At 43.6% G+C, this 14,503-nt stretch carries 11 protein-coding genes; 10 read left to right on the forward strand and 1 reads right to left on the reverse strand.

Going from position 1 to position 14,503, the window contains the following annotated elements:
• Positions 1-3: 3 nt before the first annotated feature.
• The 6 genes from DFO73_RS06370 to DFO73_RS06395 all read left to right on the forward strand — a co-directional run bounded on the left by DFO73_RS06370 (position 4) and on the right by DFO73_RS06395 (position 7,648).
• Positions 4-711: a DUF5058 family protein gene (locus DFO73_RS06370; RefSeq protein WP_110063935.1), complete on the forward strand. Its 708-nt coding sequence runs from the start codon at positions 4-6 to the stop codon at positions 709-711.
• A gap of 15 nt (positions 712-726) precedes the next feature.
• A complete protein-coding gene (locus DFO73_RS06375; RefSeq protein WP_110063936.1) occupies positions 727-1,440 on the forward strand; it encodes a small-conductance mechanosensitive channel in 714 nt (237 codons plus the stop codon).
• Positions 1,441-1,546: 106 nt separating this feature from the next.
• Positions 1,547-2,977 carry an amidase gene (locus DFO73_RS06380; protein WP_110063937.1) on the forward strand — a complete coding sequence of 477 codons (1,431 nt, stop codon included), beginning with the start codon at positions 1,547-1,549 and terminating at the stop codon, positions 2,975-2,977.
• Positions 2,978-3,924: 947 nt separating this feature from the next.
• Positions 3,925-4,809, forward strand: a complete 885-nt coding sequence (locus tag DFO73_RS06385) for an alpha/beta hydrolase (protein ID WP_110063938.1) — start codon at positions 3,925-3,927, stop codon at positions 4,807-4,809.
• Positions 4,810-5,121: 312 nt separating this feature from the next.
• Positions 5,122-6,390 carry a cytosine permease gene (gene codB / locus DFO73_RS06390; protein ID WP_110063939.1) on the forward strand — a complete coding sequence of 423 codons (1,269 nt, stop codon included), beginning with the start codon at positions 5,122-5,124 and terminating at the stop codon, positions 6,388-6,390.
• Entirely contained in the window at positions 6,380-7,648 is a 1,269-nt protein-coding gene (locus DFO73_RS06395; protein ID WP_110063940.1) for a cytosine deaminase, read from the forward strand. The genes codB and DFO73_RS06395 overlap by 11 nt, the downstream gene beginning before the upstream one ends.
• A gap of 270 nt (positions 7,649-7,918) precedes the next feature.
• On the opposite strand, the gene DFO73_RS06400 is transcribed toward DFO73_RS06395, so the two are convergent.
• Positions 7,919-9,448, reverse strand: coding sequence for a Na+/H+ antiporter NhaC family protein (locus DFO73_RS06400; RefSeq protein ID WP_110063941.1), 1,530 nt, complete (start codon positions 9,446-9,448; stop codon positions 7,919-7,921).
• A 618-nt stretch (positions 9,449-10,066) separates the two neighbouring features.
• On the opposite strand from DFO73_RS06400, the gene DFO73_RS06405 reads away from it, so the two are divergent.
• The 4 genes from DFO73_RS06405 to DFO73_RS06420 are packed head-to-tail and all read left to right on the forward strand — an operon-like array spanning position 10,067 to position 14,471.
• Positions 10,067-11,056, forward strand: a complete 990-nt coding sequence (locus DFO73_RS06405) for an ABC transporter ATP-binding protein (RefSeq protein ID WP_110063942.1) — start codon at positions 10,067-10,069, stop codon at positions 11,054-11,056.
• Complete coding sequence (locus tag DFO73_RS06410) at positions 11,053-12,072, forward strand: ABC transporter ATP-binding protein (protein WP_110063943.1); 1,020 nt, start codon at positions 11,053-11,055, stop codon at positions 12,070-12,072. The genes DFO73_RS06405 and DFO73_RS06410 overlap by 4 nt, the downstream gene beginning before the upstream one ends.
• Positions 12,069-12,875 (forward strand): IclR family transcriptional regulator, encoded by an 807-nt coding sequence (locus DFO73_RS06415; protein WP_110063944.1) that lies wholly within the window; start codon positions 12,069-12,071, stop codon positions 12,873-12,875. Before DFO73_RS06410 ends, DFO73_RS06415 begins: the two co-directional genes overlap by 4 nt.
• A gap of 18 nt (positions 12,876-12,893) precedes the next feature.
• The gene (locus DFO73_RS06420; RefSeq protein WP_110063945.1) at positions 12,894-14,471 is read left to right on the forward strand and encodes an ABC transporter substrate-binding protein; all 1,578 of its coding nucleotides are present in this window, start codon (positions 12,894-12,896) and stop codon (positions 14,469-14,471) included.
• Positions 14,472-14,503: the final 32 nt, after the last annotated feature.

Consider the following 14,503-nt stretch of genomic DNA (forward strand, 5'->3'; position numbering starts at 1 on the left):
CGTATGGATGAGGTTTTAAGGTTTGCCAATAGTGCACCGGTATGGATTTTCGCCAGCATTGTTGTGGCCATTGTCATCTTTCAAGCGGTTGTTTTTATCAGAATCGCTACCCAAACGGCACCGAATATCGGAATGACGAAGGATGAAACCAAGAGAGCTTTGAGAACAGGATTCATCAGCAGTTTAGGGCCCTCATTCGGCATTGCGATCGTTATTATTTCTCTTATTGCCGTTCTCGGAGGTCCATTTACCTTGATGAGGATCGGAATCATCGGCTCTGCCGCAACCGAATTGACTGCAGCAGGGATCGGCGCCAATGCCTACGGGGTTGACTTAAATTCTCCTGATTTTGGCTTAAAGGCATTTACGACGGTCGTCTGGACCATGTGTCTTGGCGGGACAGGCTGGCTGATTTTCACTGCTCTGGCTACAAAGTCGCTTGGGAAAGTGGAAAAGAAAATCGTCAGGAAAAATGCGAGAATGATGACGATTGTTTCGACAGCCGCGATGCTGGGTGCGTTCGCTTACCTTGCCAGCCAGCAAATGGTGAAGGGATATAGCGAATCCGTTGCCGCTGTTGCTGCGGGAATATCGATGATGGTTATCCTATCATTCGCTAAAAAACGGGAAATCCGGTGGCTTCAGGAATGGGCACTTGGAATCTCGCTCGTGATTGCTCTGACCGTTAGCTATTTGACAACACTCATATAAGAAGGGGGATGTATCATGACTGTACCGACTAAAGCTGGAGTGACGGAAGTAAATATCGAGGTGAAACAATCAGCTACGGGCATGCAGGGATTCCATAGCAAAGCCGATTTTTGGGGGCAATCAACCCTATGGATGCTGATCGTTATGTCATTTGTGCCGCCCATCTATTTTTCATTTATATTAGGCTATCATCCAGGCTGGGGAGCCATTATTGGCGGACTCATCGGGTATGCGGCTTTTATCGGGATCATGTGGTTCCTTGAGCCAATTACCTATTACCCGGTCCTGGGGAAGTCCGGAACCTATATCGCGTTTCTTACCGGGAACATCGCCAATATGTGCCTTCCATGTTCCGCAGCAGCCCAGGAGTCAATCGGAGCTGAGCCAGGTACGAAAAAAGCAGAGATTGCAGGTACGCTTGGAATCGCGGTAGCCTCTTTAACAAACATCGTCATTATCATCGCTGTAGTCCTTGGCGGTTCGTATATCCTTACCATCATTCCGCAATCCGTTCAAAATGCGCTTCAATTCATTCTTCCTGCCATCTATGGAGGCGTTCTGGGTCAGTTTGCCCTAAAAAAGCCCTTGTATGGTTTAGTTGCCTTTGTGATTGGTATGGCTGTATTGTTCGCGCCTATTTTTAGCTTAATAAAGATTGTATTGTGTGTAGCGATTACCATTGCCGTTGTTCTTTTTATTGAAAAATCGAAAGGCAGTGTATCTGAATAAAAGAGCTACTGGAAAAATACTCGCAAACTACATTCCCCTTCAGCTTAGAGAAAAATTGGAGGGGGGATTTTTTTGAGAAAAAAATATGTTGGGGAGCTGTTGTTAAATGGAAAAAGACATTTGTTTTTCTTCTGCCCGAAATCTTGCCAGGGCTATTAAAGGACGAAAGTTATCCGTTCGTGAGGTGATGGAAGCGCACCTGACTCAAATCAAACGAGTCAATCAGAAGGTTAATGCGATTGTTTCCCTTAATGAGGAGCTTGCATTAAAGGAAGCTGTAAAAGCGGATGAGATGCTAGAAGCAGGTAAGCAGGCCGGACCTTTTTTCGGGCTTCCAATTGCCATAAAAGATACTCATCATGCTGTTGGTTTTCCAGCAACAAGCGGATCACTGGCGCTTCGCGACCATTATCCGAGTGAGGATGACCTGATCGTAGAAAGGCTCCGTGAGGCTGGAGCGATTGTCATTGGAAAAACAAACGTTCCGGAGTTTGCCGCAGGGGCCCATACCTTTAATGAGGTTTTTGGCGCTACCCGAAACCCGTACGATCTAAGCAAAACGGCGGGCGGAAGCAGCGGGGGAGCGGCTGCAGCCGTGACATGCGGAATGATCCCTTTTGCAGATGGAAGTGATATGGGCGGGTCTTTGCGTTATCCAGCCTGCTTTAATAACGTGGTTGGGCTGAGAACGTCTCCCGGCCGCATCCCGCTTCCGAAAGCCGCCCTCTATTCTCCTCTTGGGGTTCAGGGACCAATTGCACGGAGTGTGGATGATGCCTTTTTCATGATGTCCGTGATTTCCGGCCCTGACAATCGGTCACCGCTTTCGATTGAGGAGCCGGGTCAAAAGTTTCTTGAGCCAGTTCAGCCCGATATAAAGGGGCTCCGGATCGCATATTCCGCTGACTTTGGAGGCATCCTTCCGGTTGAGCCGGAGGTAAGAAGCAACCTTGTGGAACAGGTGAAAGTTTTTGAGGAGCTTGGATGCCACATTGAAGAAGCGTGCCCGGATTTACATGAAGCGGAGGAAGTGTTCCAGGTGCTCCGTGCATGGGAGTTCGAACTCTCCTATTCCGAAATCTTTAATCGATTCCGTGAGTTAATAAAGCCGAGTGTCATCTGGAATATCGAAAAGGGCAGAAACCTGAGCGGTCCGGATATCGGCCGTGCTGAAAGGCTCCGCACGCTTCTTTATAATCGCATGCGTTCGTTCTTTACCCAATATGATGCACTCATTCTCCCGGTTACCCAGGTTACGGCCTTTGATGTAAACCTTGAATATCCAACACAAATTAACGGGGTGAAAATGGAGAATTACATTGATTGGATGCGTTCCTGTTACTATATTTCTGCTGCAGGAAACCCATCCCTCTCGATTCCAAGCGGCTTTACTTCAGGCGGAACCCCGCTTGGCCTCCAAATCGTTGGCCCGCACAGAGCCGACTTCGAAGTCCTAAAAATCGGACGCGCCTTCGAACAAGCAACAGGATATGGGAAAATCCGTCCCGAAATCGCATTGGGGGAGAAAATAAATTAAGGTACCAGGTACCACCCGAATTTTCTTGTTTCACAATGATGTTTCACATCTTGTAGATGTTCCAATAGGTGATTTAGCTTCAGGGCTATCGGCTTCATGCGGATGGCTCTTTTTTTAGGAATGACTGAAAATCCTGTAGAATAAAATCTTTTCCTGGGAAATAGGAGAAGACTCTGTCGAATATACCCTCCAGCAGCAAAACCTTTAGCTTCGGCCTCAAGGCTTCTAAAAACTCCTCCTAAATAACTGTTATTCTTAGATTCTTTGATACTTATTACTTATTTTTCCTTTTTGTAAAGGTTGTACGTTAAAAAAAGTAGAACAACCATAATTGTATCCAATATTCAATTTATTATAAAAAGTCAGATTAACAGGAGGGGAATGAAAAAAAGATCATTGCTTGCAGGGAGGGGCTGTATGGGTTGACTAACTAAAAATGCAGATATTTGGGAGTGTTTGTAGACTGCAATTACATCCTGGCTTCCGAAATCTCAGTCAGGGTTAAAGGTTGTCCAGAAAAATAGTGGCGGGCCTACGGAGTAAAGTTATCTGTAAGCGGCTTCGATAGCTTATTACTAATAAAGGCTTTATTGATAAAATCGAAGTTTTTGAATCGTATATTCACCGTGCGAATGCTGAAAAATTGATGGGACGCGAAGTGACCGATATATTGGAAAACTGACCGATAAAATCGAAATCTGACCGATATATTGAAAAAGTGACCGAAAAAATTAAAATCTGACCGATAAACCTGAGATTGTGACCGATATATTCAAACTAATCAAAAGGAAACACCTGTTTAAGCTGGAAATTCCTATGGAATAGAGAATTTTATCCTGAATTGAATAAGAGCAGGATAGCTTTTTAAAAAAATATCAATTATTTACTAGAATTGCAGTAAAATACGTGGAAAAAACAAATGAAAGATCTTATTAGGAGGCCTATTCATGTTTAAAAGAAAAACAATGTTTATCTTTGTTTTATTGTTAGCCATGTTGATCCCTAGTCTTTCTCTCGCGGATAATATCACACCGCCAAAGTCGAGCAACAGCCAAATCATTCACCAAAGCTTTAGTTCAGAAACGCTGGGCCGCGACTATAATTACAACATCTATTTGCCGACTGATTATAAAACTTCCGGCGAGGAATATCCTGTTCTTTACCTTTTGCATGGTTCTGGCGGGAATGAACATAATTGGGTTGATAGCGGCAATGTAAAAGAAACTGCTGATAAGATGATCGCACAGGGGGTTATTCCTCCATCCATTATTGTTATGCCAGCCAGCAAAAGCTGGTGGGTTAATGGTTATAATGAAGCAGCCGAAACAGCATTCATGAATGACTTGATCCCTCATATTGATGAAACCTGGAGAACGATTGAGGAAAAAGAAGGACGCTTAGTAGCAGGCTTGTCTGCTGGAGGTTATGGAACCGTTAACTTTATTTTAAAATATCCAGAAATGTTTGCTGCCGGTGCAGCTTTAAGCCCTGCTGTTTATGTCCCGCAGCCGCCGAGTCATTCTTCAGGCAGAAGGCATGCTACTTATCAAAAGGATGGCCAGTATGATCCTGAAAAGTGGACTGAATTGAACTACACTCAGTATATTGATGACTATAAGCAAAAAGGCATTAAGGTTCCTTTATACATTAACTCAGGGGATCATGATACTTTCGACATCGCCTACCATGCTGCGGTGCTTTACCAGAACCTAAGAGAACACCAGCCGGATCTGGTTGAATTCAGAGTGGTGGATGGCGACCATGAATGGAAAGTATGGAGAGAATCCTTGCCAGAAGCGATGGAGTATATGTATCAATTTGTAGAAAAGTAAGACATGGGGTGCTGACAGGGTCGGCACCTTTATTTCTGATCTCGGTCCAATCATTTACAATTGACACTCTCCTCTATTTCTGAAATAATGGTAAACAATTAAATACTGGTACCTTTAATTCAGTCCCGTGAGGCTGACAAGGACAGCGGAATTTATGATAACCAATGGGCTAGGTGTATCCTGCCCAGGGGTTTTTCATGAGGAAAAAGGCTTCTTGTCGGAAAACGGCGAGAAGCCTTTTTCTTTTTCCATCGCCTTAACTATCGGAGGATCCTTCGGTACCAGTTTCAAAAATTGATTGGAGGAATTGGTATGAAAAAAGTAGATTTGGATTTTTCGTTAGAGGCGGTACCACAGGGGCATCGCAGCGGTTTTTGGAAAATGCTTGTGGTGATGCTTGGGCTGACCTTCTTCTCAGCAAGCATGTGGTCAGGCGGAACGCTTGGAACAGGGTTAACTTTCATGCAATTTATCGGAATCGTATTAGCAGGCAACTTAATCCTGGGTACTTATACAGGAGCACTTGCTTATATTGCTGCAAAGACAGGTTTATCCACGCACTTGCTTACCCGCTATGCTTTTGGAGAAAAAGGATCTTACCTTTCATCCTTCTTGCTGGCTGCTACACAGGTTGGCTGGTTTGGAGTAGGGGTAGCGATGTTTGCTCTTCCGGTTCAAAAAGTAACAGGGCTTGATGCGAATATGCTGATTTTAGTCGCAGGACTGTTAATGACAGCAACAGCCTTCTTCGGAATGAAGGCACTGGCAATCCTAAGCTTTATCGCAGTACCGTTAATCACGATCCTGGGAAGCTTCTCAGTCTTTAAAGCAACAGAAACAGCAGGCGGGTTGGAAGGATTAATGCAATATCAGCCAGCTGAAGCGATTGGGCTGGCAGCAGCTTTAACGATCTGTGTCGGTTCCTTTATCAGTGCCGGAACACTGACTCCGGACTTCGCGCGCTTTGCAAACACGAAACGCTCAGCAGTGGTTTCAACGGTCATTGCCTTCTTTATCGGAAACTCCGTGATGTTCATCTTCGGAGCAATCGGGGCGATTGCAACAGGCCAGTCTGATATTTCAGAGGTTATGTTCATCCAAAAGTTGATCCTTCCAGCAATTCTGGTTCTTGGCTTAAATATCTGGACGACAAATGATAACGCACTATATGCTTCAGGACTTGGTTTTGCCAGCATTTTAAAAATCTCAAAAAGCAAGGTTGTCATCTTCAACGGAATTGTCGGTACGATCGCAGCCATGTGGCTTTATAACAACTTCGTCGGTTTCCTTACGATCTTAGGCTCCACATTGCCATCAATCGGGGCAATCATTTTAGCCGATTATTTCATCGTCAATCGCGGAGAATATAAGAAGTTTGCAGATATGAAGTTTAAAGCTGTCAATTGGGTAGCCATCCTTGCATGGATCGCGGGCGTAGCCATCGCGAATTTAGTCCCAGGGATTCCGCCGGTTAACGCGCTATTAGGATCAGCAATTACATTTGTAGTGGTTTCAAAAGTGGTTGCTCAATTACAAGCTAAAAGTACAGTCAGAGAAGGTGAGTTAAGAAGTGATTATTAAAAATGCAAAGCTTAGAGGAAAAAAAGGCTTATGGAATATAGCGATACAAGATGGGAAAATAAATGACATTTCACAAGGTGAAGTGGAGGAGGCGGGACAGGAGATCCTTGATGCAGAAGGATCACTTGTCTCTGCCCCTTTTATCGAGCCTCATATTCATCTGGATACAACCCTCACAGCTGGGGAGCCAGAGTGGAATCAGAGCGGAACTTTATTCGAAGGCATCCAAAGATGGGCACAAAGAAAAGAAACCCTGACGCATGAAGATGTGAAAGCAAGAGCGAAAACAGCCTTGAAATGGCAAATTGCACAGGGAATTCAGCATGTCCGCACACATGTGGATGTAACAGATCCGAGTTTAACGGCATTAAAAGCCCTTTTGGAAGTAAAAGAAGAGATGTCTTCCTATGTAGACTTGCAGCTTGTGGCGTTTCCGCAGGAGGGAATCAATTCCTACCCAAGCGGAGCTGAGCTGCTTGAGGAAGCATTGAAAATGGGTGCTGATGTTGTAGGTGGCATCCCGCACTTTGAATTCACAAGAGAGTACGGCGTTTCCTCGATGAAAACAGCCTTTGACCTTGCTGAAAAATATGACCGCCTTGTCGACATCCATTGTGATGAAATTGATGATGAACAATCGCGGTTTGTAGAGGTAGTGGCAGCGGAAGCCTATGAGCGCGGTTTAGGCAACCGGGTAACCGCCAGCCATACAACGGCAATGGGCTCTTATAATGATGCCTACACATATAAGCTATTCAGACTGTTAAAGCTATCAAACATTAACTTTGTCGCAAATCCGCTTGTGAACATCCACCTGCAGGGCCGGTTTGATACGTATCCGAAACGAAGAGGAATTACCAGGGTGAAAGAGTTGCTTGAAGCAGGCTTAAACGTAAGCTTTGGCCATGATGACATCTTTGACCCGTGGTATCCGCTTGGAACAGGCAACATGCTCCAGGTCTTGCATATGGGCATCCACGTCACACAGCTCATGGGATACGAACAAATCGTAAACTCATTTGACTTGATTACTAACAACAGTGCCAAGACTTTGAATATCGAAGAAAATTACGGAATTGAAGTAGGAAAAACAGCCAACTTAATCGTACTGGATGCTGAAAACGAATATGAAGCGATTCGGAAGCAGGCGGCTGTCCGTTATTCTATTCGGAATGGCAAGGTGATTGCGGAAACGAAGCCACGGGAGACAACCGTTAGATTTGGTGAGCTTGATGAGAAGGTTGATTTTAGGAAATAGGGAATTCCTTATGATAAGTGAATGCAGAAGACTACTCGGTTAGCTGAGCTAGTCTTTTTTTTTAGAAAAAGTGTTCAATCAAACGTTTGATCAAGTAAAATATGCTGCTTTGTTTAGTTATTGGTTGGGAGTACCAATTGTGAACGATGCAAATAGAATAACGGAACTGCAAGAGGTCTGAACCATTGCAGCGGCCAAGGGTAATTGAATTTTTAGTAATTTACCCCCCCAAAAAAATAGCCCTATTCCTTTATCGGAATAGGGCTATTCTTACATATTTATAGGTTTTCCGGTATTGGACTTATTTTGCCATTTGGAAATAACCACAACTGCTAAAACCATGATCAAGATCGCCACAGCAAGCGATAGGGTATTGGCAACTAAACCAGCTACAATATAAGCAGCAAGTGCTGCAGAACCATTTAGAATCGCATATGGAAGCTGTGTTTTTACGTGATCCATGTGGTCACTTCCAGCTCCTGTAGAGGATAAGATCGTTGTATCCGAAATTGGTGAGCAATGGTCTCCGAATAGTCCTCCAGATAAAACTGCCCCGATACAGACATAAATGGACGCATCCAGATGAAATGCCATTGGGATTGCCAGAGGCATCATGATCGCGAACGTGCCCCATGAGCTTCCGGTTGCAAAGGACATACAGGCACCGGCAAGGAATAAGATGGCAGGGACGATGAATGCAGGGATATTTCCATCCATGATTTCTACGATATAATTGGCGGTTCCCAAATTCTTCATGACTGTGCCAAGAGACCAGGCCAACACTAGTGTAGCAGCGACGTACATCATTTTTTGCATTCCAGATACATATATATCAAAAGCCTCTCCAAACTTTTTAACCTTGTAATATACCATCATTAAAATTAGTAGAATGCCAGCAAATAAATAGGCTGTTGTAAGTGCTACGCGGAAGGCGCTGCCTTCAATCTTCTGGAATGGAAAACCTAGCGGGATCAGGATTCCGAACAGTGTCACAAGCAGAACAAGAAGAGGAAGCCAGATTAAAATGGGTTTGCTCTTTGTCTCCTTTAGCTCATTAAAATTGTCCGGCTTTCTCATTGGTTTTGAATCAGGCCAATATAATGCACCAGTTTCCTTCACACGCTTCTCAGCTTTGGCCATTGCACCAAACTCCAGTTTTGTGAATGCAACAAGCGGCACCATAAGAACGGTTAGTATTGGATAAAATTGATAAGGGATGGCCTGAATGAAAGCATCCCAATCAGATTCAGCAATGCTCAGCCCTTCAAATTCTTTTTGAATGAGCCCCATAATGTATACACCCCAGCCGATGAATGGAATGAGAACGGCAACAGGGGAAGCAGTTGAATCGATGATCCAGGCTAATTTTTCCCTGGATATCTTTGCTTTATCAAATACCTTTTCAAAAATAGGTCCAATCAAAAGCGGGGTGCCGAGATCCGAGAAAAAGATGACTATGCCCCCGAACCAGGCAGCCAATTGTGTTTTGGCTTTTGAGTTTAAATACTTAATTACTTTTTCTGCAAATGCAGCAGCTCCGCCTGATTTCTCCATTAAAGCTACAAACCCGCCGATAAACACAAGCAATACCAGCACACCGGCGTTATAGCTGTCTGTCAGCTGAACAAACAAATAATCGCCAATCATCGTCTTGGTCGCAGTAAGCGGCAATCCTTTGACCAGGATCAAAACACCTGAAAATGAACCTAAAAATAATGAAATAATAACGTTTTTGGTTACGATTGCCGCAATGATCGCTAACAATGGCGGAATCAAAGATAACCAGCCTAAGTGCTCCATGAACATGTCCTCCTGATATTTTATGGAAAAATATAAGAGTAATTATGCAACAATACTTTTATTTATGCAACATAATTTTAAAAGTTCGTTTGCTGGTTTTAAGAAAAGCTTGAAAGAAGTTAGCGACCTACTAGCGAGTTGGAGATCTAATCAAACGTTTGATTGAATTTGTACTATGGGTCTGGTGAAAAGTATAGAATAATGATTTTAATTTTTAAAAACACTAGTGATTTCCATTAGCTATTCTCTGAGGGGCAATAAATGGGTCTGAAGGCCCGATCTTCTTATGCGGTACGAAGAAGAATTCTCCCGGATGAAGGGTCAAACCGCTTAAAAGAAGCGGAGAAAATATCAGAACCACAAACTACCTCCGCCAATGGACTCCCGATGGCCAAATCTATCTGCTTGGTATAGGTACCTGGTACCATTCTTTTTTAACCATTTAATAGAAAAATAAGGGGATTATTCCCTTTTAGGGACTCGTTTCCTATGGTTTTTACGAAATTATCTAACTTTTTCGCCAGATACTATTGAAAATATTCGGATTATTAAATATGATTTAAATTATACAAAAAATGAAATTGCATTTCACAAAATGAAACCGTTAGGAGTGTCATAATGGTTCAAAGAGTTTTAGAGGTTGATAAGTTAAGGGTGGGCATTAAGGATGATGGCGAGAAAATAGCCATTGTAAACGGAATTAGTTTCCATCTTCATAAAGGGGAGACTCTCGGAATTGTAGGGGAATCGGGCTGCGGGAAAAGTATGACTTCTCTTTCCTTAATGGGCCTTTTGCCTCCTGGAGTGGAGAGGCATGACGGTAATGTTCGGCTTGGCGATCTACACTTTAAGGATTTTTCCAAAAAGGATTGGCGAAAAATCCGCGGTAAAAAAATATCGATGATTTTCCAGGAACCGATGAGTTCTTTAAACCCTGTTTATACCATTGGGGATCAGATTATGGAGATGGTTTTAAGCCATGAGAAGGTCTCCAAGAAAGCTGCCAGGGCCCGCGCATTGGAAATGCTGAAGCTAGTTGGGATTCCAAGGCCTGAACATGTCCTTGATGAATATCCCTACCAGCTTTCAGGCGGTATGCGCCAAAGGGTTATGATTGCTATCGCTCTCTCGTGCAATCCTGAAGTGCTGATTGCAGATGAGCCAACGACTGCGCTGGATGTAACGATTCAAGCACAGATTCTGGAGCTGATGAAAGATATTCAAAATCAGCTGGATATGTCGATCGTCCTGATTACGCATGATTTGGGAGTTGTGGCAGAAATGTGTGACCGCGTCATCGTGATGTACGCAGGCGAAATTGTGGAAGAATCATTAGTGGTAGAGCTGTTTGATAATCCAAAGCATCCTTATACAAAAGGGCTAATCGCTTCTTTGCCAGATGTGGATGAACAAAAGGAATATTTATCTTCCATACCAGGAGTCGTTCCGGCACCGGGCAATATGCCTGCCGGATGCCGATTTGCACCGCGTTGTACTTTAGCGCACGAACGATGTAACGAAACCCCGCCGCTTTTTGAAACAGAGTCAGGTTCACAGGTTAAATGCTGGCTTTTTGAGGAGAAAGAGTCGGAGGTGGCTGCAACATGACAGAAGAACAAAACGTTCTATTAAAAGTAGAAAACTTGAAAAAGCACTTTCCGGTTAAAGGCGGTATTTTTGGAAACAAAACGCTTCAGCATGTAAAAGCAGTTGACGGAGTTTCCTTCGAAGTTATGGAAGGTGAAACCTTCGGGATTGTTGGAGAGTCAGGATGCGGAAAGAGTACAACAGGCAGAACAATCTTACGCCTGCTTGAGCCGACTGAAGGAAATATCTATTTTCAAGGCCGAAACCTTGCCGAACTTAACAACAGTGAAATGAGATCATTGCGAAAGGATATCCAAATTGTTTTCCAGGATCCATTTGCTTCACTAAATCCGAGAATGAGGGTTCGCGATATCATTGAAGAGCCGCTTATTAATTTCGGGGTGACCGACCGTAAGGAAAGAGAAAGAAGGCTGTTGGAAGTAGCGGACCAGGTTGGATTAACACCCGCACAGCTTACACGTTTTCCACACGAGTTTTCCGGAGGGCAGCGCCAGCGTATTGGAATCGCAAGAGCCTTAATTTCTAAGCCTAAATTGATCATTGCGGATGAACCGGTATCAGCGCTGGATGTATCGATTCAGTCACAAGTTCTAAATTTAATGAGGGATTTACAAAAAGAGCTGGGACTTACATATATCTTTATTTCCCACGATTTGAGCGTTGTTAAACATTTCTGTGATCGCATTGGTGTTATGTATCTTGGCAAGATGGTCGAAATTGCAGAAAAAAATCGGTTATATGATAAGCCTATGCATCCATATGCTGAAGCTTTGCTTTCAGCTCTGCCAAGCCCTCATCCGCTTAAAAAGAAAGAGAGGATTATTTTAAAAGGGGACGTACCAAGCCCTTCTAATCCTCCAAGCGGATGTACATTTCATCCGCGATGCGCTTCTTGTATGGATATCTGTACAACGGACCAGCCAACCCTTCAGGCGGTGGAAAACCAGCATGCAGTGTCATGCCACTTATATACTGAAGCAGGGAAAAAATCTGTTGCAGCAGGAGAACTAGTATGAGTAAAACGATTGAAAAAGGTCTCCATCTCCTGGAAATTTTCACAGATGAAAAACCTTACTGGAGACTGGATGAAATCTCAAAGACCTTAGGTATTCCTAAGGCAACCGCATATCGTCTTTTAAGAACCTTTGCCGAGTTTGGGTATTTGCAGCGAGTGACCTTTCATCAGGATGGCATGGTTGTGGATGGCGAGAGGTATGGGTTAGGCATTAAGTTCTTAGAGATGGGCGAGCGCGTTGCGGGTAGGTTTGAGATTCGCAGAATTGCGCTTCCTCATATGAAGAATTTGCAGGGGATGTTTAATGAGGCAGTCCAGCTGGTCATTCGGGAACAGAATGCGGGCATTTATTTGGAGAAAATTGAAAGCACTCGCCCTGTCCGGCTTTATACAAGAGTTGGCAGGCAAGCGCCTCTATATGCCGGAGCTTGCACTCGCACACTTCTTTCCTTTTTGCCGGACGAACAAATTTCAGATGTGCTGGAAAATCCCATTATCCCATTTGCAAGCCAAACACCTAAATCAAAAGAAGAAGTTCTTAAATTGGTAAAAGAAACGAGAGAGACCGGCTATGCTTACAGTGATTCCGAACTCGAGGAAGGCACCGTCTCGATAGCTGTTCCGATTTTTGATCGGTATGGAACCGTTTCATATTCGATAAGCATTGCGGGATTTTCAACGTCATTTCCGAGAGATAAGGTCCATCATTTTTTAGGCCCTCTTTGGGAAGCGGCAGCCGGTATATCACAAGAGATTGGTTATAACCTTCCATATCCTTATGGAGGAAAAATAAAAATAAAGTAAATTACAGGGGGAAAGAGAATGAAGAAGAGATTACTATCATTTTTTGCCGTATTTATGACCTTTACACTCATTTTGTCCGCATGTTCAGGCGGAGGAGAGAAATCCAGCTCAAGCGAAAGCAAGAGCAGCGATAAAAATCCGGTTGAAGGCCGCGATAATGAGCTTGTGATTGGCGTTTCAGGGGATCCGCAAAACTGGGATCCGATTGATACATTCCTGCTGGACTGGAGTACGATCGGTACTTCTGTTTTTGAAGGACTTGTAGACCGTAACCTTGATTTGGAGATTCAGCCTGGTTTGGCTGAAAGCTGGGAATATCTTGATGATAAAACTTTGCAATTCAAGCTTCGCCAGGGGGTTACTTTCCATAACGGAGAACCATTCAATGCCGAAGCTGTTAAATTCACTTTTGACCGACTTTTGGGTGAAGAAGGACAAAAAGGACCTCAATACTCAAACTACACATCCATTGACAGTGTAGAGGTTGTTGATGAATTTACCGTTAACATGAAATTGAAATCGCAGGATCCGGTTCTTTTGACAAAGCTTGCCGGTTATGGAGCAGTCATTGTACCTCCTAAGTATATTGCTGAAAAAGGGGACGAGCATTTCAATAATAACCCTGTGGGTACTGGACCTTTCAAAATGACAGGCTATAAGCGTGACCAGGAAGTTGTATTGGAAAAGAATCCGGAATACTGGAAAGAAGGACTTCCGAAGTTAGATAAGGTTGTTTTTAAAGTTATTCCTGAAGCATCAACAAGACTTGCTGAGCTTCAAACAGGAAAAATCGATGTTATGAAACGCGTTGAGGTTGCCCAGGCAGATACAGTGAAGGAATCGGGCTTCCTTGAACTGCAGGAAGTTGGTACACCAACAGCATTCTCTTTGCGTTTTGATACGGCGAGGAAGCCGCTTGATAAGAAAGAAGTAAGACAAGCGATTAACTATGCAGTTGATAAAGAGGCAATCATTAACGAAATCCTTGGCGGCTATGGCAAGCCAATCAGCACATTTCAAAGTGAGCTTTCTTTCGGAAACAACCCTGATTTAGAACCATACCCATATGATCCTGAAAAAGCGAAGGAATTATTAAAAGAAGCAGGTGTGAGCGAAGGAACAGAGCTTGACTTATTTATTCCAGGTAACGACGGAAATTTCAAAGAGATTGCACAGATTGTTTCTTTTTATCTTGAAGAAGTTGGCTTAAAAGTAAACATCAACAGTGTTGATAACACGACTCTTATTTCTGACCTAATCCCGAACGGCAATGCCGGACATATGTATCGCCAGGGCTGGGGAGGATGGACGCTTGATTTTGATAATACAGCTTACTTAATGTATCACGAAGGCGAGCAATGGAATCCATCCTTTAAAGATGAAAAGGTAGAAGAGCTTCTTGCTGCACAACGTGCGACAGTTGATCAGAAGGAACGCGAAAAAATCTTCAAGGAGCTTACCGAAGTTCTTTATGATCTAGCTCCAGAACTGAACCTTTATTCTGCGGTTGATTTATACGCAGTGAACAAGCGTGTTCAAAACTTCCAGCCGCCTCATGAGGACCGTATGCGTTTGGAAGAGGTAACAGTTAAGTAAATGACCTTCAAAAAGAGATAGTATGGTCTTCA

Origin of the sequence: Cytobacillus oceanisediminis, from assembly GCF_003182355.1 — a bacterium.
GTDB lineage: Bacteria > Bacillota > Bacilli > Bacillales > Cytobacillaceae > Cytobacillus > Cytobacillus oceanisediminis_A.